Annotated in this window: 21 protein-coding genes; 8 read left to right on the forward strand and 13 right to left on the reverse strand. The window is 70.0% G+C overall.

The window, feature by feature from the left end:
• Positions 1-148: 148 nt before the first annotated feature.
• The 3 genes from ABZ382_RS15260 to ABZ382_RS15270 all read right to left on the reverse strand — a co-directional run bounded on the left by ABZ382_RS15260 (position 149) and on the right by ABZ382_RS15270 (position 2,989).
• On the reverse strand, positions 149-1,294 hold the full coding sequence (locus tag ABZ382_RS15260) for an anti-sigma-D factor RsdA (RefSeq protein ID WP_357088816.1): 1,146 nt from the start codon (positions 1,292-1,294) through the stop codon (positions 149-151).
• Positions 1,287-1,868: a sigma-70 family RNA polymerase sigma factor gene (locus ABZ382_RS15265; RefSeq protein WP_154786124.1), complete on the reverse strand. Its 582-nt coding sequence runs from the start codon at positions 1,866-1,868 to the stop codon at positions 1,287-1,289. The genes ABZ382_RS15260 and ABZ382_RS15265 overlap by 8 nt, the downstream gene beginning before the upstream one ends.
• 185 nt (positions 1,869-2,053) lie before the next feature.
• Positions 2,054-2,989, reverse strand: coding sequence for a hypothetical protein (locus ABZ382_RS15270; RefSeq protein ID WP_357088820.1), 936 nt, complete (start codon positions 2,987-2,989; stop codon positions 2,054-2,056).
• 610 nt (positions 2,990-3,599) lie between these two features.
• On the opposite strand from ABZ382_RS15270, the gene ABZ382_RS15275 reads away from it, so the two are divergent.
• The 4 genes from ABZ382_RS15275 (at position 3,600) to ABZ382_RS15290 (ending at position 5,560) form a co-directional block, all read left to right on the forward strand.
• Positions 3,600-3,893, forward strand: a complete 294-nt coding sequence (locus ABZ382_RS15275) for a WhiB family transcriptional regulator (RefSeq protein ID WP_357088823.1) — start codon at positions 3,600-3,602, stop codon at positions 3,891-3,893.
• Positions 3,894-4,289: 396 nt separating this feature from the next.
• Positions 4,290-4,865, forward strand: coding sequence for a sigma-70 family RNA polymerase sigma factor (locus ABZ382_RS15280; RefSeq protein ID WP_357089901.1), 576 nt, complete (start codon positions 4,290-4,292; stop codon positions 4,863-4,865).
• A 1-nt stretch (position 4,866) separates the two neighbouring features.
• Complete coding sequence (locus tag ABZ382_RS15285) at positions 4,867-5,181, forward strand: hypothetical protein (protein ID WP_357088826.1); 315 nt, start codon at positions 4,867-4,869, stop codon at positions 5,179-5,181.
• 172 nt (positions 5,182-5,353) lie between these two features.
• Positions 5,354-5,560, forward strand: a complete 207-nt coding sequence (locus tag ABZ382_RS15290; protein WP_357088828.1) for a hypothetical protein — start codon at positions 5,354-5,356, stop codon at positions 5,558-5,560.
• A 71-nt stretch (positions 5,561-5,631) separates the two neighbouring features.
• On the opposite strand, the gene groL is transcribed toward ABZ382_RS15290, so the two are convergent.
• Together groL and groES are read right to left on the reverse strand one after the other, a co-directional pair.
• The gene (gene groL, locus ABZ382_RS15295; RefSeq protein ID WP_357088830.1) at positions 5,632-7,239 is read right to left on the reverse strand and encodes a chaperonin GroEL; all 1,608 of its coding nucleotides are present in this window, start codon (positions 7,237-7,239) and stop codon (positions 5,632-5,634) included.
• A 138-nt stretch (positions 7,240-7,377) separates the two neighbouring features.
• On the reverse strand, positions 7,378-7,680 hold the full coding sequence (groES, locus tag ABZ382_RS15300; protein ID WP_033086015.1) for a co-chaperone GroES: 303 nt from the start codon (positions 7,678-7,680) through the stop codon (positions 7,378-7,380).
• 596 nt (positions 7,681-8,276) lie between these two features.
• On the opposite strand from groES, the gene ABZ382_RS15305 reads away from it, so the two are divergent.
• Positions 8,277-9,725, forward strand: coding sequence for an Hsp70 family protein (locus ABZ382_RS15305; RefSeq protein ID WP_357088833.1), 1,449 nt, complete (start codon positions 8,277-8,279; stop codon positions 9,723-9,725).
• 40 nt (positions 9,726-9,765) lie between these two features.
• On the opposite strand, the gene tsaD is transcribed toward ABZ382_RS15305, so the two are convergent.
• The 6 genes from tsaD to dapA form a co-directional block, all read right to left on the reverse strand.
• Positions 9,766-10,797, reverse strand: coding sequence for a tRNA (adenosine(37)-N6)-threonylcarbamoyltransferase complex transferase subunit TsaD (gene tsaD / locus ABZ382_RS15310; protein ID WP_357088836.1), 1,032 nt, complete (start codon positions 10,795-10,797; stop codon positions 9,766-9,768).
• Positions 10,794-11,303 carry a ribosomal protein S18-alanine N-acetyltransferase gene (gene rimI / locus ABZ382_RS15315; RefSeq protein ID WP_357088838.1) on the reverse strand — a complete coding sequence of 170 codons (510 nt, stop codon included), beginning with the start codon at positions 11,301-11,303 and terminating at the stop codon, positions 10,794-10,796. The genes tsaD and rimI overlap by 4 nt, the downstream gene beginning before the upstream one ends.
• Positions 11,300-12,010, reverse strand: a complete 711-nt coding sequence (gene tsaB, locus ABZ382_RS15320) for a tRNA (adenosine(37)-N6)-threonylcarbamoyltransferase complex dimerization subunit type 1 TsaB (RefSeq protein WP_357088841.1) — start codon at positions 12,008-12,010, stop codon at positions 11,300-11,302. The genes rimI and tsaB overlap by 4 nt, the downstream gene beginning before the upstream one ends.
• Positions 12,011-12,081: 71 nt before the next feature.
• Positions 12,082-12,513, reverse strand: coding sequence for a tRNA (adenosine(37)-N6)-threonylcarbamoyltransferase complex ATPase subunit type 1 TsaE (tsaE, locus tag ABZ382_RS15325; protein ID WP_357089903.1), 432 nt, complete (start codon positions 12,511-12,513; stop codon positions 12,082-12,084).
• Positions 12,514-12,524: 11 nt separating this feature from the next.
• A complete protein-coding gene (gene alr, locus ABZ382_RS15330) occupies positions 12,525-13,661 on the reverse strand; it encodes an alanine racemase (protein ID WP_357088844.1) in 1,137 nt (378 codons plus the stop codon).
• 37 nt (positions 13,662-13,698) lie between these two features.
• Entirely contained in the window at positions 13,699-14,625 is a 927-nt protein-coding gene (gene dapA / locus ABZ382_RS15335) for a 4-hydroxy-tetrahydrodipicolinate synthase (protein WP_357088846.1), read from the reverse strand.
• A 70-nt stretch (positions 14,626-14,695) separates the two neighbouring features.
• Between dapA and ABZ382_RS15340 the strand changes: the two genes are divergently transcribed.
• Positions 14,696-15,565, forward strand: a complete 870-nt coding sequence (locus ABZ382_RS15340; RefSeq protein WP_357088849.1) for a LysR substrate-binding domain-containing protein — start codon at positions 14,696-14,698, stop codon at positions 15,563-15,565.
• Positions 15,566-15,584: 19 nt separating this feature from the next.
• On the opposite strand, the gene ABZ382_RS15345 is transcribed toward ABZ382_RS15340, so the two are convergent.
• On the reverse strand, positions 15,585-17,108 hold the full coding sequence (locus ABZ382_RS15345) for an NAD(P)H-hydrate dehydratase (RefSeq protein ID WP_357088852.1): 1,524 nt from the start codon (positions 17,106-17,108) through the stop codon (positions 15,585-15,587).
• Positions 17,109-17,226: 118 nt separating this feature from the next.
• Here ABZ382_RS15345 and ABZ382_RS15350 point away from each other — a divergent pair, with 118 nt between their 5' ends.
• Positions 17,227-17,646, forward strand: a complete 420-nt coding sequence (locus tag ABZ382_RS15350; RefSeq protein WP_357088854.1) for a plastocyanin/azurin family copper-binding protein — start codon at positions 17,227-17,229, stop codon at positions 17,644-17,646.
• A gap of 10 nt (positions 17,647-17,656) precedes the next feature.
• Here ABZ382_RS15350 and glmS read toward each other — a convergent pair whose 3' ends face one another.
• The gene (gene glmS / locus ABZ382_RS15355; protein WP_357088856.1) at positions 17,657-19,525 is read right to left on the reverse strand and encodes a glutamine--fructose-6-phosphate transaminase (isomerizing); all 1,869 of its coding nucleotides are present in this window, start codon (positions 19,523-19,525) and stop codon (positions 17,657-17,659) included.
• 230 nt (positions 19,526-19,755) lie between these two features.
• Here glmS and ABZ382_RS15360 point away from each other — a divergent pair, with 230 nt between their 5' ends.
• On the forward strand, positions 19,756-20,619 hold the full coding sequence (locus ABZ382_RS15360) for a dienelactone hydrolase family protein (protein WP_357088858.1): 864 nt from the start codon (positions 19,756-19,758) through the stop codon (positions 20,617-20,619).
• Positions 20,620-20,631: the final 12 nt, after the last annotated feature.

The following is a 20,631-nucleotide window of genomic DNA, read 5'->3' on the forward strand; positions in this document are numbered from 1 at the left end:
CTATTCAATCACCGAGGCAGTGCCGGGCGAGGTTTTCCTCGTTTACGAGGTATGTTTATTCGCTATGGCCCTGCATCCCCAGGGGATGCAGGCCCTTTCCGTTGTCGACTGATGAAACACCGACGGCCGCAGGGCTATCGGGACATGCCTAGTGCGTTCCCGGCACCGGAACCGGCACCACGGGGGCTCCGGACGGCACGGCGAGCGACGACGGCAGCACCGGCGGGATCGTGATCGGCTGCTGCTGAGCCGGCGGCTGCTGCTGGGTGGGCGGCTGCCCGCCGCCCGGAGTCCCACCCTCGGTATTGCCGATGGTCGGCACCACGACCGACGTCGGATTGCCCGCGGTAGGCGGCGCCGTATGCGGCTGGGTCTCCACCGGCGGCACGGTCGGCACCTGGGTGACCGGCGGCACCACGGGCGGCGTGGAGATGCCGCCACCGGTGGCCGGATTCGGATTCGGGTTGGTGCCGCCGAGGGTCGACGAATCCACCGTGGTCGGCGGATTGCCATCCGTCTTGACCGGCGGAACGACCGGCGACACCGGCACATTCGCGGAGGACGGCACGACCGGGGCCTTGGTCGTGGCCGGGGCCACCGCCGCCAGCGACTCGGCAACCTTGGGCGCGGTCGCCTGCAGCTGCGTGTACAGCTGCTGCCAGCGATCGGTCAGGCTGTCCTTCTTGCCCGAGTCGTTGACCTGGGAGGCATTGTCCGCGGCCCGCTCCATCAGCGGCTTGGCCTCGTCGGCCTTGCCCTGCGCGATGAGCTCCTTGGCCTGCTCCAGGTCGCTGTCCGCCCGCGAGACCACGGTGGACTGGGCCTGCTCGCTGAACACGACGGTCTTCATCTTCCAGAGCGGATCGCCGGGACTCGCATTGTAGGAGAACGCCGTCAGGCCACCGAAGATGAGCGCCAGGGCCGCCGCGGAACCCAGGATCGGCCGGACGAGCCGTAGTCGCCCGCGGTTGCCCGCGCCGATTCTGGCCTGTCGTGCACCGATCTCCTGATTGACCGCGGCGACGATGGCATCCAGGTCCGGTCCGGCCGGCAAAGGCTCGGCCATGATCTCCGCACGCCAGTCGGCCAACAGGGCCGCCAGCTGGTATTCCTCCGAAGTACCCGTCTGCACGGGACCGTCACCGGAGATGGCGTCGATCAGCGCATCGTCGCGTCGCACCGCGGCGATATCGACCGGCCCGGTATCACCGGACGCCTCGGCGTAGGGACCGCTGTTCTGCGATCCAGGTCGCGCCTTGAAGTCGCCCCGACCGCGCTCGCCATCCCTAGCCATACATTTCACCTGCCCTCGCCACTTGAGACTTGAGTTTCGCGAGTGCCCGGTGCTGGGCGACTCGTATAGCACCCGCCGTACTGCCCACGGCGACTGCGGTTTCTTCAGCCGACAGACCCATGACCAGGCGAAGGATCAGGATTTCTCGATGCTTCTCCGGCAATGTCGCCAACAGTGCGTTCATCTGTCGGCTCGTTTCGGATTCGAGAGCTCGCTGTTCCGGTCCCTGGTCGGTGGATATGACATCCGGTACTTCGGCCATGGCGTCCGCCTTGTTACGGGCGGAATTTCTGTGGGCGTCCGCGACCTTGTGCGAGGCGATGCCGTAGACGAACGCCATGAACGGTCTGCCCTGGTCCTGGTACCGGGGAAGCGCGGTCATGACGGCCAGACAGACCTCCTGCGCGACGTCGTCAGCGGAGAGTTGGCCGCGTTCGGCCGTTCCGATGCGCGCACGGCAATACCGCACCACGAGGGGGCGGATGCTCACCAGTACCTGGGAAAGGGCCGCCCGGTCGCCCTGCGCTGCGGCAGCGACGACAGCGGGATCCAACTCCTCACCCGTGTTGTTCATCGTCAGAGCTGTTCCTGGCGTTTACGAGAGTGGCACGGCGGCGGGATGGCGAGCCGGTGCTTCCGCGGAGGGGCGGAACGGTCCAACAATAGCGGCTGGCGTACTGGTGCCAATCGTTACGGGGTCGTTCTCGGGGCAGTCTCAGGGAAGTGCCGGAGATCACTCAGGGACGATCGGTGGATCAATCAGGGACGGCCGAGAAGCTCGCTCGCCGAACGCAATCGCCCGCCGCGAGCGGCCAGCAACCGCGCACACTCGGCCGCCACGGCCGCGCCGTCACCACCGGGCTCGACCCCGGAGCGGAGCATGGCGCAGGCCCAGCGCAGCGGGAGCAGCTCGTGTTCGGCGCAGGCCCGATCGACTTCGACTGCGAGAGCACGGGATCGATCGAGGTCGCCGGCGGCGGCGCTGGCGGCGGCCAGCAGTAGCCGGGATTTCACTCGATGCCGCAGCGAGGGCGAGTTTTCGGCGAGCGCCACGGCGGCCTCGGCGTGCGCCAGGGCGGGGTCGGCCGGAACCGGGCGGTCGCCCGCGGCAGGATCGGCGGCGGGGGCGGAGATCAATCCGGAGCCGGGGGCCGACAGCGCCGTCTCGGCACTCACCCAGTGCAACCGCACGCGCGGCCGCCACGCCGTGTCGGCGGTGGCCAGGTGAACGTCGAGATAATTTCGGCAACGATTCAGCAGCCGGGCGGCAAGCGCCGGGCGGAGGCTGCCCAGGGCATCGGCGGCGAGTCCGGTCAACGCGTCGCAAACGGCTTCCGCGGATCGGATCTCAGCGAGTGTCGCGGCGGGCGCGGGAGCGGCGGCGGCCGGCGCGGGCAGCGCCAGAGCGGCGGCGCGCCCGTCCACGACAGCGGCGTGGTTGTGCCAGCCGAGCTGGCGCAGCAACGACGCCTCGGTGCTGTGGGTGAGCGACAGCAGGGCGGGGTCGGTGGTGCCGCGGCGGGCGTGGCGGAGTTCGGCACGCGCGGCGGCGTAGTAACCGATTCCACTCAGCGAGACAGCCCGCAGCCAGGATCCGGCGGCGTCGGGCGCGGCGGGCAACCCGGTGGCAGCACGCTCGGGCGCGGAACCGAAAGCGGCGTCGGCGAGTACGGAGTTCACTTCGAGCACAGGCACAGCCGCACTGTAACCAGTGGCCGGACATGTGAGGGCAGCCGCCATAGCATAGTTCCCCAGCTATCGGCCAGCATTCACCGGAGCCTTTGTGTTTCCACTCCGTAAATCTGTCCTCGCTATCGACCAGCACGCCCGTAAGGAATTCGTATAGCGTTTCGCGCTATTAACCCGGCGGCCTCGAAGCGGCCATCTCTACCCTACTCAGCGCAGGATGTCCAATGGCTGAGATCACTCTGATCGAGAGCCTTGCATAGATCGCGGCACCGGGATTCGGGCCCAAAAATCCGGTTCTACCAGCGGTTTTACCCAGTCGGATGGGCTATCACAGCCAGGTCACGGCGCTGGGCAACCGATCAGTATCACCACAGGCACCCCATCTTGTAAATAGCGCGGATGTTAATTCTCTAATGTGCAGGTATTCGGCTCGAGTCGAATGAAGCTATTGACTCGAATTCGTTTCGCGACCTAACGTACGTCATCGCCGTCGTTGGCGTCGTGCTGAATTGCGGCGCCGATGAAGTGCGATCGCCGGGCCACGGCGATGCGGCCACCTGTTTGCCACCAGCACCGCTCGACAATGCCGACGAGCTCGCACCAAGAGGAGTTCACCATGCCGATGCCAACCCACCTCCCCGGGCCGAACGCCGATGTATGGGATTGGCAGATGCGCGGATCCTGCCGCGGTCAGGACTCCGCCGTGTTCTTCCACCCGGACGGCGAGCGCGGCCGGGCGCGGGCCCAGCGCGAGCTGCGGGCCAAGGAAATCTGCAAGGCCTGCCCGGTGCTGCTGCAGTGCCGTTCGCACGCGCTGAAGGTCAGTGAGCCCTACGGCATCTGGGGTGGCATGTCGGAGACCGAGCGCGAGTTGCACGCCCGCCGCAACCGCCGCCGCATCGTCGCGTAATCCGGGCGCCCGCAGGCACTCTCGGCAATCGCTCGGGACCGGTGTTCACCAGCGGTGTCCCTGATGCGACAGCGGGCCGGGCTCGAGATTCCTCCCATCCTTTCGGGGTGGCGCGCCGAATAGCTAGCAAACACCCGGCACCGCCCGGCGGGGTCGGCAACCTCCGGCGCGTCACGGCGTGTCTTCGATGTCACGATTGCGACGTTTCGGTCAAATCGGAAAATCGCTGTGCCACAGTCGCTTTGCCGAATACCCCCACCCGAGAGGAGGTCATAGCGGCACGCTACCCTCGTGGCCGATGACACAGAACGGAGCGTTGTGACAACGCGGCCGCCTGCCGCAGAGGGCGACTCGTTCCAGAGCTCGAGGGACGGACGAGGGGTGGATGCACCCAGCGTGGACTCTGCGGTGACGGCGCGCGCAGCCGAAAGTCTCGAACTCGCCGCACTTCTCGAGCGTTGCGGGCAGTCCGATCAGCAGGCCTTCGCCGAGCTGTACGACCGCACCAGCGCGCGAGTGTTCGGCCTGGTCCTACGCGTGCTCCACGATCCGGGATACGCGGAGGAGACCACTCAGGAGGTCTATCTCCAGATCTGGCGCACGGCCGCCAATTTCGATCCCAACAAGGGATCGGCCGTCACCTGGTTGATGACGCTGGCCCATCGCCGCGCGGTCGACCGAGTCCGCGCCGAACAGGCCCACGCCCAGCGTGAGGTCGCATACGGCACCAGCACCCTCGGCAACGAATTCGACGAGGTCACCGAAGAGGTCGGGCGACGACTGGAACAGCAGGCGGTGCTCGCCGGGCTGGCCACCCTGACCGAGACGCAGCGGGAGGCGATCTCTCTCGCGTACTTCGGCGGTCGGACATATGCCGAGGTGGCGGCCTATCTGGGCGTAGGGTTACCTACCGTTAAGTCCCGTATTCGGGACGGACTGACACGACTCAAGAAAAGTTTGGGAGTGACGTGAGATGAACGAAAGCCAGATCGATCTCGCGCACACTGTCGCGCTCGGATCGATCGGCGACGAAGATCAGCGCGCAGTGGCGGACCTTCTGGATACCGACGACCCCATACTGCGCGCCGCCTTCACCCTGGAAGTGCAGCAGACCCGAGAAGCGCTCGCGCTGGCCGCGTCCGTGCCGGCCGTCCCGCCGCCACCCGCCCTCCGCGACCGCCTTCTCGCCGCGATAGCCACAGACCCGGCCCCGCCGACCCCGATTCACCATTCGCACACCGCTCTCCGCAACGGAAACGGCCGTTCGTCGTTCCCCGTGAGAGATTGACCCACCCCGCGCCCCGGAACGCTCTCCGGGGCAATCTCCCAATTCCACCCCCGCTCCGCCCGTTCAACTGGTAAGGCGCTCCGAGGTAACAATCACGCCAAAAGGGACGATTCGGACACCGTAACTCCCTGCGCGCCATGAGAATTCATGCCGCCCAGCGAACGGAACCGGCATGTACCTGCTCTCCACCCTCACCCGCGTCACACTCCGCGCCCTCGCGGGCATCGCCGCCGTCGCCCTCATCGGCATCGGCTGCTTCGTGGCCGCTCACTCCCCCGCGGCCGCGCCGGACGAGTACCCGGCCGTTCCGCTGCCGCCGGTCACGGCACCGCTCGATCCGGCGCCACCGGTCCCCACGGCGATACCGCCGTCGAAATGACCTACCCCGCACGCTGAAACGCCGAGGCCCCCGGACGGAATCCGTCCGGGGGCCTCGGTGTCACCGATCGATCAGTGGGAGTGGCCGGCGTGGGCGTCGGCCGCTTCCTCGACGGGCTTGTCGACGATGGCGGACTCGGTGGTCAGCACCATGCGGGCCACCGAGGTGGCGTTCTCGACGGCGGAGCGGGTGACCTTGACCGGGTCGATGACGCCCTCGGCGACCAGGTCGCCGTAGGTGAGGGTGGCGGCGTTGAAGCCGTGCTCACCGTCGGTCACCTTGGAGACGACGACCGCGCCGTCGACACCGGCGTTGCTGGCGATCCAGAACAGCGGCGACAGCAGGGCCTGACGCACGACCTCGACGCCGACGGCCTCGTCACCGGACAGCGAGTCGCGCAGCGCCGGCAGCGTGGCGGCGGCCTGCACCAGGGCGGTGCCGCCACCGGGGACGATGCCCTCGGCGACCGCGGCCTTGGCCGAGGCGACCGCGTCCTCGACGCGGTACTTGCGCTCCTTGAGCTCGGTCTCGGTGGCCGCGCCGACCTTGATGACGGCGACGCCGCCGGCCAGCTTGGCCAGCCGCTCTTCCAGCTTCTCACGGTCCCAGTCGGAGTCGGTGTTCTCGATCTCCTTGCGCAGCTGCGCGACCCGGCCGTCGATGTCGGACTGCGCGCCCGCGCCCTCGACGATGGTGGTCTCGTCCTTGGTGACCACGACGCGGCGGGCCTTGCCCAGCACGTCCAGGCCGGCCTCACGCAGGGTGATGCCCAGGTCCGGGTTGACCACGGTGCCGCCGGTGACGATGGCCAGGTCGTCCAGGAACGCCTTGCGGCGGTCACCGAAGAACGGGGCCTTCACCGCGACCACCTTGAGGGTCTTGCGGATCGCGTTCACCACGAGGGTGGACAGCGCCTCGCCGTCGACGTCCTCGGCGATGATGACGACCGGCTTGCCCGACTCGGCGATCTTCTCCAGCAGCGGGAGCAGGTCCGGCAGCGAGCTGATCTTCTCGCGGTTCAGCAGGATCCACGCGTCCTCGTAGACCGCCTGCATGGTCTCCGGGTCGGTGACGAAGTACGGGGACAGGTAGCCCTTGTCGAACTGCACGCCCTCGGTGATGGCGACCTCGGTCTGCAGACCCGAGGACTCCTCGATGGTGACGACGCCGTCCTTGCCGACCTTGGTCAGCGCCTCGGCGACGAGGGCGCCGATCTCCTCGTCCCGCGAGGACACGGTGGCGACCTGCGCGATGGCCTTCTCGCCGTTCACCGGGGTGGCGGCGGCGTGCAGGGCGGCGGCGACCGCGTCGGCGGCCTTGCTCATGCCCTTGCCCAGGGTCATCGGGTTGGCGCCCGCGGCGATGTTCTTCAGGCCGCCCTTGATGAGCGCCTGCGCCAGCACGGTGGCGGTGGTGGTGCCGTCGCCGGCGACGTCGTTGGTCTTGGTGGCGACGCTCTTGACCAGCTGCGCGCCCAGGTTCTCGAAGGGGTCCTCGAGGTCGATGTCGCGGGCGATGGTCACACCGTCGTTGGTGACGGTGGGGCCGCCGAAGGCCTTGGCCAGCACCACGTGCCGGCCGCGCGGGCCGAGCGTGACCTTGACGGCGTCGGCGAGCTTGTCGACGCCGCGCTCCATAGCGCGACGAGCCTTCTCGTCGAACTCGATCTGCTTTGCCATGTACCTACTCCTGTGAAGGTCGGGGGCGAACGCACTCCGCCCCGGGCCGGTTGCTGTATTGGCAGCTGCGACTCCGGGGCGGTGTCTCTCGTTAGGGGTTCAGGGGAAGCCCCCTGGGCCCCGAGAGTTGGAGCGTTCTTACTTGGTGACGACGGCCAGCAGGTCGCGGGCCGACAGGATCAGGTACTCCGAGCCGTTGTACTTGATCTCGGTGCCGCCGTACTTGCTGTAGATGACGACGTCGCCTTCCTTGACGTCCAGCGGGATGCGCTTCTCGCCGTCCTCGTCCCAGCGGCCGGGGCCGACGGCGATGACGGTGCCCTCCTGGGGCTTCTCCTTCGCCGTGTCAGGGATGACCAGACCGGAGGCGGTGGTGGTTTCGGCCTCGTTGGCCTGGACGAGGATCTTGTCCTCGAGCGGCTTGATGTTCACGCTCGCCACGTTGAGCCCTCCACTTTCAGGGGATTCTTCTCGTCCGGGGCTGTTCCCCGGACGCACGGTTTCGGTCATGTGCGTGACCCTGTGCAATCAGCCCCGTCGTCGCGGGTGCCGGGACCCCTGCTCAGTAGTCATCAGCTGGCACCTGAGCACAAATACCAGTGCCACCTAGCACTCTATACACGGGAGTGCCAGCGCTCAAGGCAAGGGGCTGCCAGTGCACCCTCCTGACACGACTCGCCGACGTGACGGCCCGGGAATCTGAGGTCTTCCAAAGAAATCCGAAAATCTGTAACGTTCGGATAACGGATTGTGACACCATTGACGGCGGCCCCGCGGCGAGACCGAATCGGTCGGGTCACGCGCGCCGTCGACAGTTACACATCTGCTTCACCCCGCTTTCCGTGCGGCAACCCCGCGCACGGGCTCGAGAAGAGAGCAAGACCGCAAGTGATCAGTGGCAGGTCCGGATGCCCCATCGGACGCGAGCCCGCCACGGTCCGTAGCTCGCCGGAATCGTCCGCTACCCGTCGGGCGCGCCCGGAGTCCGTTCGAGATGGTCGTCTCCACCAGGACCATCCGCTCGAAGGGAGGTGAACATGCGAACATCCCTCGGCATCTCGGCCGGGAGCGAAGTGGTGTGCTCGGCGACGGTCGCCACCGCGCCCAACGGCGCCCAGAGCTTCGACTACCGGGTCGTGACGGCCGATACCGCGCACTCCGACCTCGGTGATCTGGTGGCCTCCTCGATCGAGTTGATGACCACCCAAATCCCCCGCGACACCGTGCATCCCGTCGGCGCGGGCGCCCGGAACAACGGCCACCACGAGCCCGACTCCACCCCGCCCGGCGATATCGCGGTCGCCTACCGCGACCGCGAGCAGGCCCAGATCATCCGGTCCGCCATCGGGCGGCAGCGCCACGGCGTGCAACTGATTCCGGAGACCACCGCGGCCCTGGCCTACCTGCGGCACACCGGCCTGCTGGACCGCTGGGACACGGTGGCGGTCATCGACATCGGGGCCAAGGGCACCACGGTCTCGGTCGCCGATCATGCCGACGACACCGTGCTGCGGTCCGAGCGCATCACCACCATCAGCGGCAACGCCATCGACGAACTGATCCTGCAGCACCTGCTGGACTGCCACCTGTCGCGGCGCGGCATCCGCCCGAACCGCGGCATCCTGCTCAATCGCAGCCGCGCCGCCAAGGAGCACCTGTCGGTGGTGCCGGCGGTGACCATCGATCACGTGGCCGGGCAGCCGCTCAAGCTGACCCGGGTGGATTTCGAGGAGATCGTCGCCGATCTGCTGCACGATCTGGCGGTGTTCGCGCGCGGCGTGTTCACGCGGGCCCCGAAGTTCCCGGAGGCGGTCGCGGTGATCGGCGGCGGCGCGAACGTGCCGATCATGGTGGTGGGGCTGGAACGCCAGCTCGACATCCCGGTGGTCACGGTGCCGGAGCCGGAGTCCGCGATCGCGAAAGGCGCGGCGCTGGTGGCGGATTCGACCGTGCCGACCGCCTTCCCGGTGATCGGCCTGGGCTCGGACGCGCCGATCGGCACCTTCACCAAGCTGGCGGGCACCCTCGCCGGGGCGATCGTGGTGGTCGGTCTGATCGTCGGGTACGGGGTCAAGGAGTTCGTGATCGAGGAACCGCAGCCCGCGCACTACTCGCCGACCTCGACGCAGCAGCCGCCGACCACGCCGCCCGCGCCGACGACCACCGTCCCGGCGCCGAGTTCGGTCAACCCGACCACGAACCAGAACCCCACCCACCGCACCACCGTCGCGGTGCCTCCGGCCCAGACCGGTTCGGCGAACGGCACTCCCACGGTCGTCCCCGGCATCACCACGCAGCAACCGCCGCTGCGTCCGGACCCGGATCTACCCCAGATCCCGTTCCCCGCGGATCTGCCGCGCCTGCTGGGCCCCTTGCTGGGCACCACGCTGCCGCCGATCGATCCGGAACCGCACGTCTCGCCGACGCCGCACGCCACCGCTTATGCGGCCTCCCCGCGATTTCAGCGCCCGGCTCTGAGCCGTTGACGGTGGGCGCCCGTGCCGGGCGACCACCGCGGTCGGAATCTCACAGATAGCTGGTGGAGACCGGCAGGCCCGGATCGGTGGCCACGGTCAGTTCGGAAGGCTCTGCGCCGCCCGCGATCACGTGCGCGCCCAGCGTGGCGATCATGACGCCGTTGTCGGTGCACAGGCGCGGCTTGGGGACGCGCAGGGTGATTCCCGCTGCCGTGCATCGTTCTTCGGCCATCGACCGGATGCGGGAGTTGGCGGTCGCGCCGCCGCCGAGCACGAGGGTGTCGACGCCGACGTCCTGCGCCGCGCGCACCGCCTTCATGGTGAGCACGTCCGCGACGGCCTCCTGGAAGGAGGCGGCGATATCGGGGATGGGCAGGTCGCGGCCTTCCCGTTGCGCCGCTTCGACATAGCGGGCGACGGCGGTCTTGAGGCCGGAGAAGGAGAAGTCGTAGCGCGGGTCGCGGGGTCCGGTCATGCCGCGCGGGAAGGCGATGGCCTTCGGATCGCCGTCGGTGGCAATGGAATCCAGGACGGGTCCGCCCGGGTAGCCGAGACCGAGCAGCCGGGCCACCTTGTCGAAGGCCTCGCCCGCGGCGTCGTCGACGGTGCTGCCGAGTTCGGTGATGGGCTGTCCGAGGTCGGTCACCTGCAGCAGGTGGGTGTGCCCGCCGGAGACGAGCAGGGCGACCGCGGGCGGCATCGGCCCGTGCTCGAGGGTGTCGACGGCGACGTGCCCGCCCAGGTGGTTGAGCGCGTAGAACGGGATATCCCAGGCCGCCGCATAGGCTTTCGCCGCCGCCACGCCGACCAGCAGGGCACCGGCGAGGCCGGGGCCGATGGTGACGGCGAGCGCGTCGGGCTTGCTGATCCCGGCGGTGGCCAGGGCCCGGCGCATGGCGGGCACGATGGCCTCGAGGTGTGCGCGCGAGGCGATCTCGGGCACCACGCCGCCGAAGCGCGCGTGCTGGTCGACGCTGGAGGCGACCTCGTCGGCGAGCAGTTCGCAGCTGCCGTCGGGCAGCCGCCGCACGATGCCGACTCCCGTTTCGTCGCAGGAGCTTTCGATACCCATGACGATCATGACGAGACCTCGGCGTCCTTGGTGAATCCGTCCTGCGGGAATCCGGCCATGGCCGGTCGCCGCATGGTGTACGCGTCGGCGCCGCTGGGCTGGTAGTAGTTCTTGCGCAGCCCGATGATGTGGAAGCCGTGCTTCTCGTAGAGCGTGATGGCGGGCGCGTTGTCGGTGCGGACCTCGAGGAAGACGGGTCCGCCGCGGCGTCCGGCCTCCAGCAGCAGCGCCTCGAGCAGCAGGGTGCCGACGCCGCGCCGATGGTGGTCCGGGTCGACGCCGATGGTGTGGACTTCGGCCTCGGGGTGTTCGGCGGTGCCGAGCAACGCGATTCCGGCGTAGCCCACCATGTCCCCGCCGGCGTCACGGGCGGTGATGTAGCGGTTGTGCGGTCCGGCCAGTTCCGACAGGAACGACACCTCGTGCCAGGGATCGTCCTCGGGGAACAGCACCTGCTCGAGCTGTGCGCAGCGGGTGACGTCGGCGGGCCGCATCGGTTCGATGCGGATGGTCATCGGCCCACCTGCGCGTAACTCTTCTCGACGGCGTCCGGGCGGCGCAGGTACAGCGGTACCAGCGGGGCGGGGACGGCGCCGGACAGGATGTCGGCGGCGGCGCAGCGCACCAGCCCGGCCGGGGACGGCGTCTCGACGGGCAGCACGGGCAGGTCGAAATAGTCGACGTGCGAGGCGGATCCGGCGATCAGGGTGGCGGCGGCCTGGTCCAGGTCGCCGGGCTTGCTCACCTCGGGGCCCTCGCAGCGTTCGAGGACGAGGCTGCCGGGGACGGCGCGGTAGCGCGCCCAGTACACCTCGCGGCGGCGGGCGTCGGTGACGACCAGCAGTTCCACCGGGTCGGAGCTCTCGCGCAGGTAGCTCTCGGTGTCGGCGGCGATGGCGTCGAGACTGCACACCCCGTACACGGGGATGCCGAGGGCGTCGCCGAACGCGGCGGCGGTGGCCATGCCGACCCGCAGTCCGGTGAACGGCCCCGGCCCGATACCCGCCACGACCGCGGCGATATCGGCCCGCGAGCGGCCCGATTCGGCCAGGCAGGTCAGGATCTGGGGGGTCAGCACCTCGTTGTGCGCGCGTGCGTCCACGGTCACCTCGGCGGTGATCGTGGTGATGCGCGGTGCGTTCGACCCGGGTTGCGCCGGTTCCAGTTCCACCAGTCCCGCTGTGACGGCGGGAGTCGCGGTGTCGACAGCCAATATCAGCATGATTGCCTCAACAATACCGGGTGGTACAGCCCACTCGGCGTGGTGTCTGCCTGCGGGAATCTCGCGCCGGATCAGGTGGCGGCGACCCACTCCCATTCCGCGGTGCGGACATCGGACTCGGGTTCGCGGCGCAGCTGGATCCGCAGGTGGCGGTCGGCCAGGTGTTCGGCCACGCCGAGACCCCATTCCACCACCACGACGGCGTGGTCGAGATCGGTGTCGAGGTCGAGGGCGTCGAGTTCGTCGAGGTCGCCGCCGAGCCGGTAGGCGTCCACGTGCACCAGCGCCACCGCGCCCGGGTGCGCGCCGGCGCGGTGCTGGCGGGCGATGATGAAAGTCGGTGAGCTGACCCGTCCTTGGACGCCCAGCCCGGCGGCGATGCCGCGGGTGAGCGCGGTCTTGCCCGCGCCCAGCGGGCCGTCGAGGATGACCAGGTCCCCGGCCTGCAGCTGTTCGGCGATCTCGCGGCCCAGCGCCTCGGTGTCCTCGACGGTGGCGAGCATGCGGTGGTCGTTCACCGGTCACCGCCGATGTGGTCGCGCACGACGCGGCCGCGCGGATTGCACACGATCTCGTAGTTGATGGTGCCGAGCGCGTCGGCCCATTCCTGGGCGCGCGGCTGTCCGGGTTCGCCGCCGAACAGCACTGCGGTGTCGCCCGCCTGGACTCCGGCCTCGTTCTCGCCGAGGTTCACCACGATCTGATCCATGCACACCCGCCCGATCTGGGTTCGGCGCGCGCCGCCCAGCCACACCGAGAACTTCCCGCCGAGGGTGCGCGGCACGCCGTCGGCGTATCCGGCGGGCAGCAGCGCGACGGTGGTGTCGTGTTCGGCGATCCAGTCGTGGCCGTAGGAGACGCCTTCCCCGGCGGCCACCCGCTTCACCCGCAGGACGCGGGCGCGGAAGGTCATGGCCGGGCGCAGCCCGAAGTCGGACAGTTCCGGAATCGGTGACAGGCCGTAGACGGCGATGCCGGGGCGGACCATGTCGAAGGCGAGGTCCGGGCGGGTCAGCGCGGCAGCGGAATTCGCGATGTGCACGAGTTCGGGTTCGAGGCCGTGTTCCTTGGCGGTGGCGATGAACTCGAGGAAGCGTTCCCGCTGCCGGTCGTTGACCGGATGCTCGGGCTGATCGGCGAGCGCCAGGTGCGAGAAGATCGCGCGCAGCCGGGCGGTCCCGTCGTCGACCAGCCGCCGCAGCTGCTCCAGGACCTCCGGGTATTCGGTGGCGGGAATGCCGTTGCGGTTGAGCCCGGTGTCCACTTTGAGGCTGACGGTCGCGGTGCGACCCAGTCGCCGGGCGGCCGCGGCCACCGCCTCCAGCTGCGCGAGCGCCGACACCCCGATCTCGATATCGGCGGCGATGGCGCTGCCGTAGTCGGCGTCGGAGGTGTTGAGCCAGCACAGGATCGGCGCGGTGATCCCGGCGGCCCGCAAGGCCACCGCCTCGGCGACCGTGGTGGTGCCCAGTTCCCGCGCCCCCGCCGCCAGCGCCGCCCGCGCCACATCGACCGCACCGTGGTTGTACCCGTCGGCCTTCACCACGACCATGACCGCGGCGTCACCGGCGTGCTCGGCCAGTATGCGCACGTTGTGGGCGATGGCGTCCAGGTCGACGAGGGTTTCCACCTGTGGGTCGGGCTGCTTCACACCACCGATCCTGCCATCCGGGCAGGGGCGATTCGCGTCACACCCGAGTCGGGGCGGCCGTCGCGGGGCGGTATCGGATCGCGGCGGCGAGTGCCACGGGCACGGCGGCCAGGGCTCCGGCGAGGGCTTCGGGGCTCGCCGGCAGCAGCGGCAGCCGCACGTTCGGGGTGGGGATGCGGCCCTGGGCGGCCAGAACCGCTTTCACCACAATGGGATTGGGTTCGGCGAACAGGGCGTCGGCCAGCGGGGCCAGCCGGTTGCCGAGAGCGCGGCCGGTGTCGAGCGCGCCGGTGCGCCAGGCCGCGACCAGGTCGGCGTAGGCCGCAGGTGCGACATTGGCGCACGCGAGAATCGCTCCGGTCGCGCCCAGCGCCAGCAGCGGGGCGGCGAACAGATCGTCGCCCGCCAGCACCGAGACGTGCTCGGGGACGCGGGCCAGGAAGGCCACCGTGGTCTCGTCGACGCCGCCCGCCGTGTACTTGAAGCCCGCCACGTTCGGCAGTTCGGCCAGCCGGCACAGGGTTTCGGCGCTCAGGGTGCGAGAGGTGCGGTAGGGGATGTGGTAGATCAGCACCGGCACCGGACTGGCGGCGGCGAGAACCCGGAAGTGTTCCACCACACCGTCTTCCGAGGGCCGGTTGTAGTACGGGACCACGGCGAGGGCGGCGGTGGCGCGCGGGTCGAGGGCGGACAGGGCGCGCGCCGAGTCGTGGGTGGCGTTCGAGCCCGCGCCGACGATCAGGGTGGCGTCGCGTTCGGCGCAGACGCGGGCGCAGACCTCGATGACGCGCCGCTGTTCGTCGTGGGTGAGGGTGGTGGGTTCGCCGGTGGTGCCCAGCGCGACGAGGCCCGCCGCGCCGGCGTCGAGCACCTCGTGGGCGAGCGCCTCCAGGGCGTCCGCGGCCAGTTCGTCGTCGGCGGTGAAGGGCGTGACCAGGGGAACGTAGAGGCCGTTGAATGTCATGGCACCAGCCTGGTCGAGCGGATACGTCAGGTCTATTTCACGTTTCTATCCCCGAGCATAAGATCAACTGATGCTGGATGTCCGTCGCCTTCGTCTGCTCCGCGAACTCGCGCACCGGAAGACCATCGCCGCGGTCGCCGACGCCCTCACCTACACGCCCTCGGCCGTCTCCCAGCAGCTGACCGCCCTGGAACGCGAGGCCGGGCTGCCGCTCCTGGAACGCACCGGCCGCAGCGTCGTCCTCACCCCCGCCGCCTTGCGTCTGGTCGAGCACACCGAGACCATCCTCGCCGTCCTGGAACAGGCGACCGCCGAACTCGCCTCCGCCCGAACCGAACTCACCGGTACCCTGCGGATCGGCGCCTTCCCCACCGCTGTCCACCACATCCTCTCCCCCGCCCTGATCTCCCTCAGCCGCGACCATCCGCTGCTGGAACTCCTGGTCACCGAACTGGATCCGGCCGCCGCCCCCGCCGCGCTGCGCGCCGAAACCCTCGACATCGCCCTGCTCCAGGAATACGACTACGTCCCCCTCACCCCCGAACCCGGCCTCGACACCGAACCCCTCTTCGAGGAAACCATCCACCTCGCGACCCGTACCCCCGGTCCACTCACCGCCCACTCCGATTCCCCCTGGATCGCCGGCACCCCCGGCACCCTCTGCTACGAGATGACCGTCCGCGCCTGCCTGGCCGCGGGATTCACACCCCGCATCCGCCACCACGCCGACGATTTCGGCACCGTTCTCAACCTGGTCGCCGCGGGCCAGGGCGTCGCTCTCGTCCCCGACCTCGGCACCCATTCCGCCCCGGCCGCCGTCACTCTCACCCCGCTCCCCACCCGCCGCCGCACCCACCTCGCCTACCGCCGCGGCACCGGCGACCATCCCGTCATCGCCGCCGCCCGCACGGCCCTGCACACCGCCGCCACTACCGGTTGACGCGGCCCTGCCCGGGCCGTCAGGCCCCGAGTTCGCGGAGAGTGCCGATGGCCTCGCGGACGTGGGAGAGCAAGGGGGACGCGGAGATCGGGGCGCCCGCGGTGGTGGCGGAGTGGGCGGCGAGGTTGGCGGCGAGGGCGTGGACTCGGGCGGCGGCGGCAGCGGCCCAGGCGGGATCGCGGCCGGCGGCCAGCAGGGCCGCGATGATGCCGGAGAGGACATCGCCGGAACCGGCGGTGGCGGCCCAGGAACCACCGGCCTCATTGACGATGACCGGGTGGCCGGGGCTCGCGATCAGGGTGGCCCTGCCCTTCAAAAGAACTGTGACCTGCCAGGATTCGGAGAGTTTGCGAATCGCGGCGACTCGATCGGGCCCGGGTTCGGAGCCGGTGAGGCGGGCGAACTCACCGGCGTGCGGGGTGAGAACCGTGGGGGCGGCGCGACCCGTGACCAGGGCCGGGTCGGCGGCCAGGAGGGTGAGGGCGTCGGCGTCCACCACGACGGGGAGGTCGGTGGCGAGCACTTCGGCCAGACGGTCGCGGGCGGCGGCATCGGTGCCCGCGCCGGGGCCGATGACCCACGACTGCACGCGTCCGGTCGCGGAAATGGACTCGGCGGCAATCACTTCCGGGAAGTGGGCGAGCACCTGCGCCGCGCCGGTCCCCGCGTAGCGCACCATGCCGGAGGTGGCCGCGACCGCGCCGCCGGCGCACAGCACGGCCGCGCCGGGGTAGGTGCCGCTGCCCGCGCACACACCGGTCACGCCCTGCGTGTACTTGTCGTCGAACGGGCCGGGGACGGGCCAGCCCGCGCCGACCGCCCGTGGCTCGAGCGCGATCAGATTCGATTCGGGCAGCCGTAATCCGATGGGTACCAGCTCGATTCGGCCGCAATGCGGTGCGGCCAGGGCATGCACGGGCTTCAACGCGCCGAAGGTGACGGTGACGTCGGCCCGGACGGCCGGACCGTGCACCGCCCCCGTGTCGGGGTCGACGCCGCTGGGCAGGTCGGCGGCGATGATCGGGCAGCGCACGCCCGCAACCAATTCCGCCGCGACCGGACGTAGCGCCCCGCGTCCGGAGATCCCGACGATGCCGTCCACCACCAGGTCCGGCAGGCCCAGGATCGCCCCGGCCACGTCTTCCCGCGCCGCCGCGTCCCCGCGCGGCTCGTGCGCGGTGGGGGGAGCCTCGACGATGCGCCCGCCCGCCCGGTGCAGCGCCGCCAATCCCTCGGCGTGGGCGCGCTCGGGGGCGAGCAGGATCGCGCGCACCGCGACGCCCCGGCGGCGCAGGAACGAGCCCGCCCACAGTGCGTCGCCGCCGTTGTCGCCGGAGCCGACGAGGAGGGTGACCGCGCGTCCGGCGATGCCGCCGGTGCGTTCGCGCAGTTCGCCGACCACCACCTCGGCGAGGCCGAAGGCGGCTCGTCGCATGGGCATTCCGGCGGGTACGCGGGTGAACAGTTCGGCTTCGGCGGCCCGCACCTCGTCGGCCGTGTAGTAGTCGAGTACCGCGTGGTCGCGCACCGCCGGTGCGGTCATGGGTCGCCTCCCGGATTCGGACTGCCTGCCGTTGTGGAGACTACGCCCGTCGGTTCGCCGCGCAGGTCAGGGCGGTCCCGCGAATGGTCCGCTATCGACGGGTACTAGCCTGGCTGACATGCCGATCCGCCAGTCGTCCTCGCGTGCCCTGCTTCTCGTCGCCGTCGTGGCGGCGGCGCTAGCGGCCGGGGGCTGCTCGTCGGACACCTCGAAGCCCGCCGCCACCTCGACGGCCGCGGTTCCGGCGTCCTCGGCGGCGACCTCGACCGGTCCGGCCGCGCCCGCCGCGGTCACCGTGAACGTGACGGACATGAAGTTCTCCCCGGCCGATATCACCGTCAAGGCCGGGGACACCGTGACCTGGAAGTTCGACGACAAGGCCCCGCACGCGGTGCAGGGCATCGGGGATGTCGCGCTCGGCATCAACAGCCCGATCATCCGCAAGGGCGAGTGGAGCCACACCTTCACCACGCCGGGCACCTACCGCTACCTGTGCCCGCTGCACCCGGACATGAAGGGCACCGTCACCGTCCAGTGACGGGCCCGCCCTACTCGACGGTGACGGACTTGGCCAGGTTGCGCGGCTTGTCCACGTCGTAGCCGCGCGCCTGCGCCACCTCGGCGGCGAAGATCTGCAGCGGGACGGTGGACAGCAGCGGCTGGTACAGCGTTGGGGCCGAGGGGATTTCGATCAGGAAGTCGGCGAACGGCCGCACCGTGTCGTCGCCTTCCTCGGCGATGACGATGGTGCGCGCGCCGCGGGCCTGGATCTCGCGGATATTGCTGAGCAGTTTGGAGTGCAGCACCGCCCGGCCCTTCGGCGACGGCATGACCACGAACACCGGCAGGCCGTCCTCGATGAGCGCGATCGGGCCGTGCTTGAGCTCGCCCGCGGCGAAGCCCTCGGCGTGCATGTACGCCAGTTCCTTGAGCTTGAGCGCGCCTTCGAGAGCGACCGGGTAGCCGACGTGGCGGCCCAGGAACAGCACCGTCGGCACGTGCGCGAACTGGCGGGCGATCTCGCGCACCTTCTCGGCCGATTCCAGCACCTGCGCAACGAGTTTCGGCATGGACTCCAGTTCGGCGAACTCGCGCGCCACCTCGTCGGGGTACTTGGTGCCGCGCGCCTGCGCCAACGCCAGACCGACCAGGTAGTTGGCGGTGATCTGGGCCAGGAACGCCTTGGTCGACGCCACCCCGATCTCCGGGCCGGTGCGGGTGTAGAGCACCGCGTCGGCCTCGCGGGGTATCTGCGCGCCATTGGTGTTGCAGATGGCGAGGACCCGCGCCTTCTGCTCCTTGGCGTGCCGCACCGCCTCCAGGGTGTCGGCGGTCTCACCGGACTGGGAGATGGCGACCACCAGGGTGGAGCGGTCCAGAACCGGGTCGCGGTAACGGAATTCGCTGGCCAGCTCGACCTCGACGGGCAGCCGCGTCCAGTGTTCGATGGCGTACTTGGCGAGCAGGCCCGCGTGATACGAGCTGCCGCAGGCGACTACGAACACCTTGTCGACCTCGCGCAGCTCCTGGTCGTGCAGCCGCTGTTCGTCGAGAATGATGCGGCCGTTCGCGAAGTGGCCGATGAGGGTATCGGCGACGCCCGTCGGCTGCTCCTCGATCTCCTTGAGCATGAAGTAGTCGTGGCCGCCCTTCTCGGCGGCGGCCAGGTCCCAGTCGATGGTGAACGGGCGGGTGCGCGCCTCGTCGGCCGTGCCCGCGAAGTCGGTGACCCGGTAGCCGTCGGCGGTGATGACCACGGCCTGGTCCTGGCCGAGTTCGACTGCCTCCCGGGTGTGTTCGATGAACGCGGTGACGTCGGAGGCGATGAACATCTCGCCCTGCCCGACGCCGACCACCAGCGGGGTGGAGCGGCGGGCGGCGACGATGGTGCCCGGGTGGTCGGCGTGGGTGAAGACCAGGGTGAACGCGCCCTCCAGGCGGCACACCACGCTCAGCGCGGAGGCGACGAAGTCGCCGGCGGTGTCCCCGGCCGCGTAGGCCTGCGATACCAGGTGCACCGCCACCTCGGTGTCGGTGTCGCTGCCCAGTTCGACGCCCGCCTCCTCGAGTTCGCGACGCAGCGGGGCGAAGTTCTCGATGATGCCGTTGTGCACCACCGCGACCCGGCCGGTGCGGTCTCGGTGCGGGTGGGCATTGCGGTCGGTGGGCGCGCCGTGGGTGGCCCAGCGGGTGTGGCCCATGCCGGTGGTGCCGGCGTAGTGCTCGGGCCCGCGGTCGACCAGTTCGGCCTCCAGGTTGGCCAGACGTCCGGCCTTGCGCTCGACCGCCAAGCCGCCCGACCCGTCCAGAATCGCGACTCCGGCCGAGTCGTAACCCCGATACTCCATGCGGCGCAACGCATCGACCACCACGCCGAGCGCGTCCCGGTACCCCACATACCCCACGATTCCGCACATGGCTCACCAGCCTAGCTCTGTTCCTGGCTTCCGCTCCGCTCCGGCGTGTTCGCGGCCCTGAAAGCTCGGTTTTCCCTCCTCCGCTCCTCCAACGCGCAGGTCTATGGAGCCGTTCGCTCCTGTTCCCGCTACACGCACGGGGAGACGGAGCGCAGTCCGGACCGAGCCGGGCCGCGAACTGATGTGTGCGCTCGAGGCATTCGGCCGCCGGACCGACTAAGTTCATCTTCGTGTCGGTGTCTGTGAAATCGCTCCTGAGCACTCTGACCCTGCGTGGCCCGCACGAGGTGCTGCGCGGGAATCTCGGCATCGCCGGGCTGCCCGGGGTGGTGTACACGCCCGGCAAGGGGCAGAACCTGCCCGCGGTGGCCTTCGGGCACGGCTGGCTGACCGGGGTCGGCAACTACCGCCGCCTGCTGGAACACCTCGCTTCCTGGGGTTATGTCGCGGCCGCGCCCGACACCGAACGCGGGCCGATCCCCTCGCACCTGAACCTGGCCACCGACCTGCTCACCACCCTCGACATCTGTGCCGGGGTGCGGCTGGGCACCGGCAATATCAGCGTCCGCCCCGACCGCCTGGCCCTGGTGGGTCACGGCATGGGCGCGGGCGCGGCCGTCATCGCCGCCTCCCAGCGCGAGGTGGCCGCCGTCGCCGCCCTCTTCCCGTCCCCGACCGCCCCCTCCGCCGAGGCCCTGGCCGCCAAGGTCGACGCCCCCGCCCTGATCCTGGCCGGCGCCGCCGACATCGACTCGGTCAGCTCCGACGCCCTCCCCTTGGCCTCGGCCTGGGGCGAAGGCGCGATCCTGCGCTCCCTCGACAAGGCCACCCACAACGGCATGGTCGAGGGCCGCCGTGCCCTCGCCGCCCTCGGTGCGGGCAAGCACGAGCCCAAGACCGAGCGCCTCACCCGCGCCCTCCTGGTCGGTTACCTCAACTACACCCTCCTCGGCGACAAGAAGTACAAGCCCTTCGCCGACCCCGAAGCCCTCATACCCCACACCCAGGTCGTCGACCCCGACGCCGTCGAGGACGAGCCGGAGCAGCCCCAGAAGCTCCCCGTCCTCCAACTCATCCAGGCCCTCCGCAAGTAGCCCGACTCCCGG

Origin of the sequence: Nocardia sp. NPDC005825, from assembly GCF_040630175.1 — a bacterium.
Taxonomy (GTDB): Bacteria; Actinomycetota; Actinomycetes; order Mycobacteriales; family Mycobacteriaceae; genus Nocardia.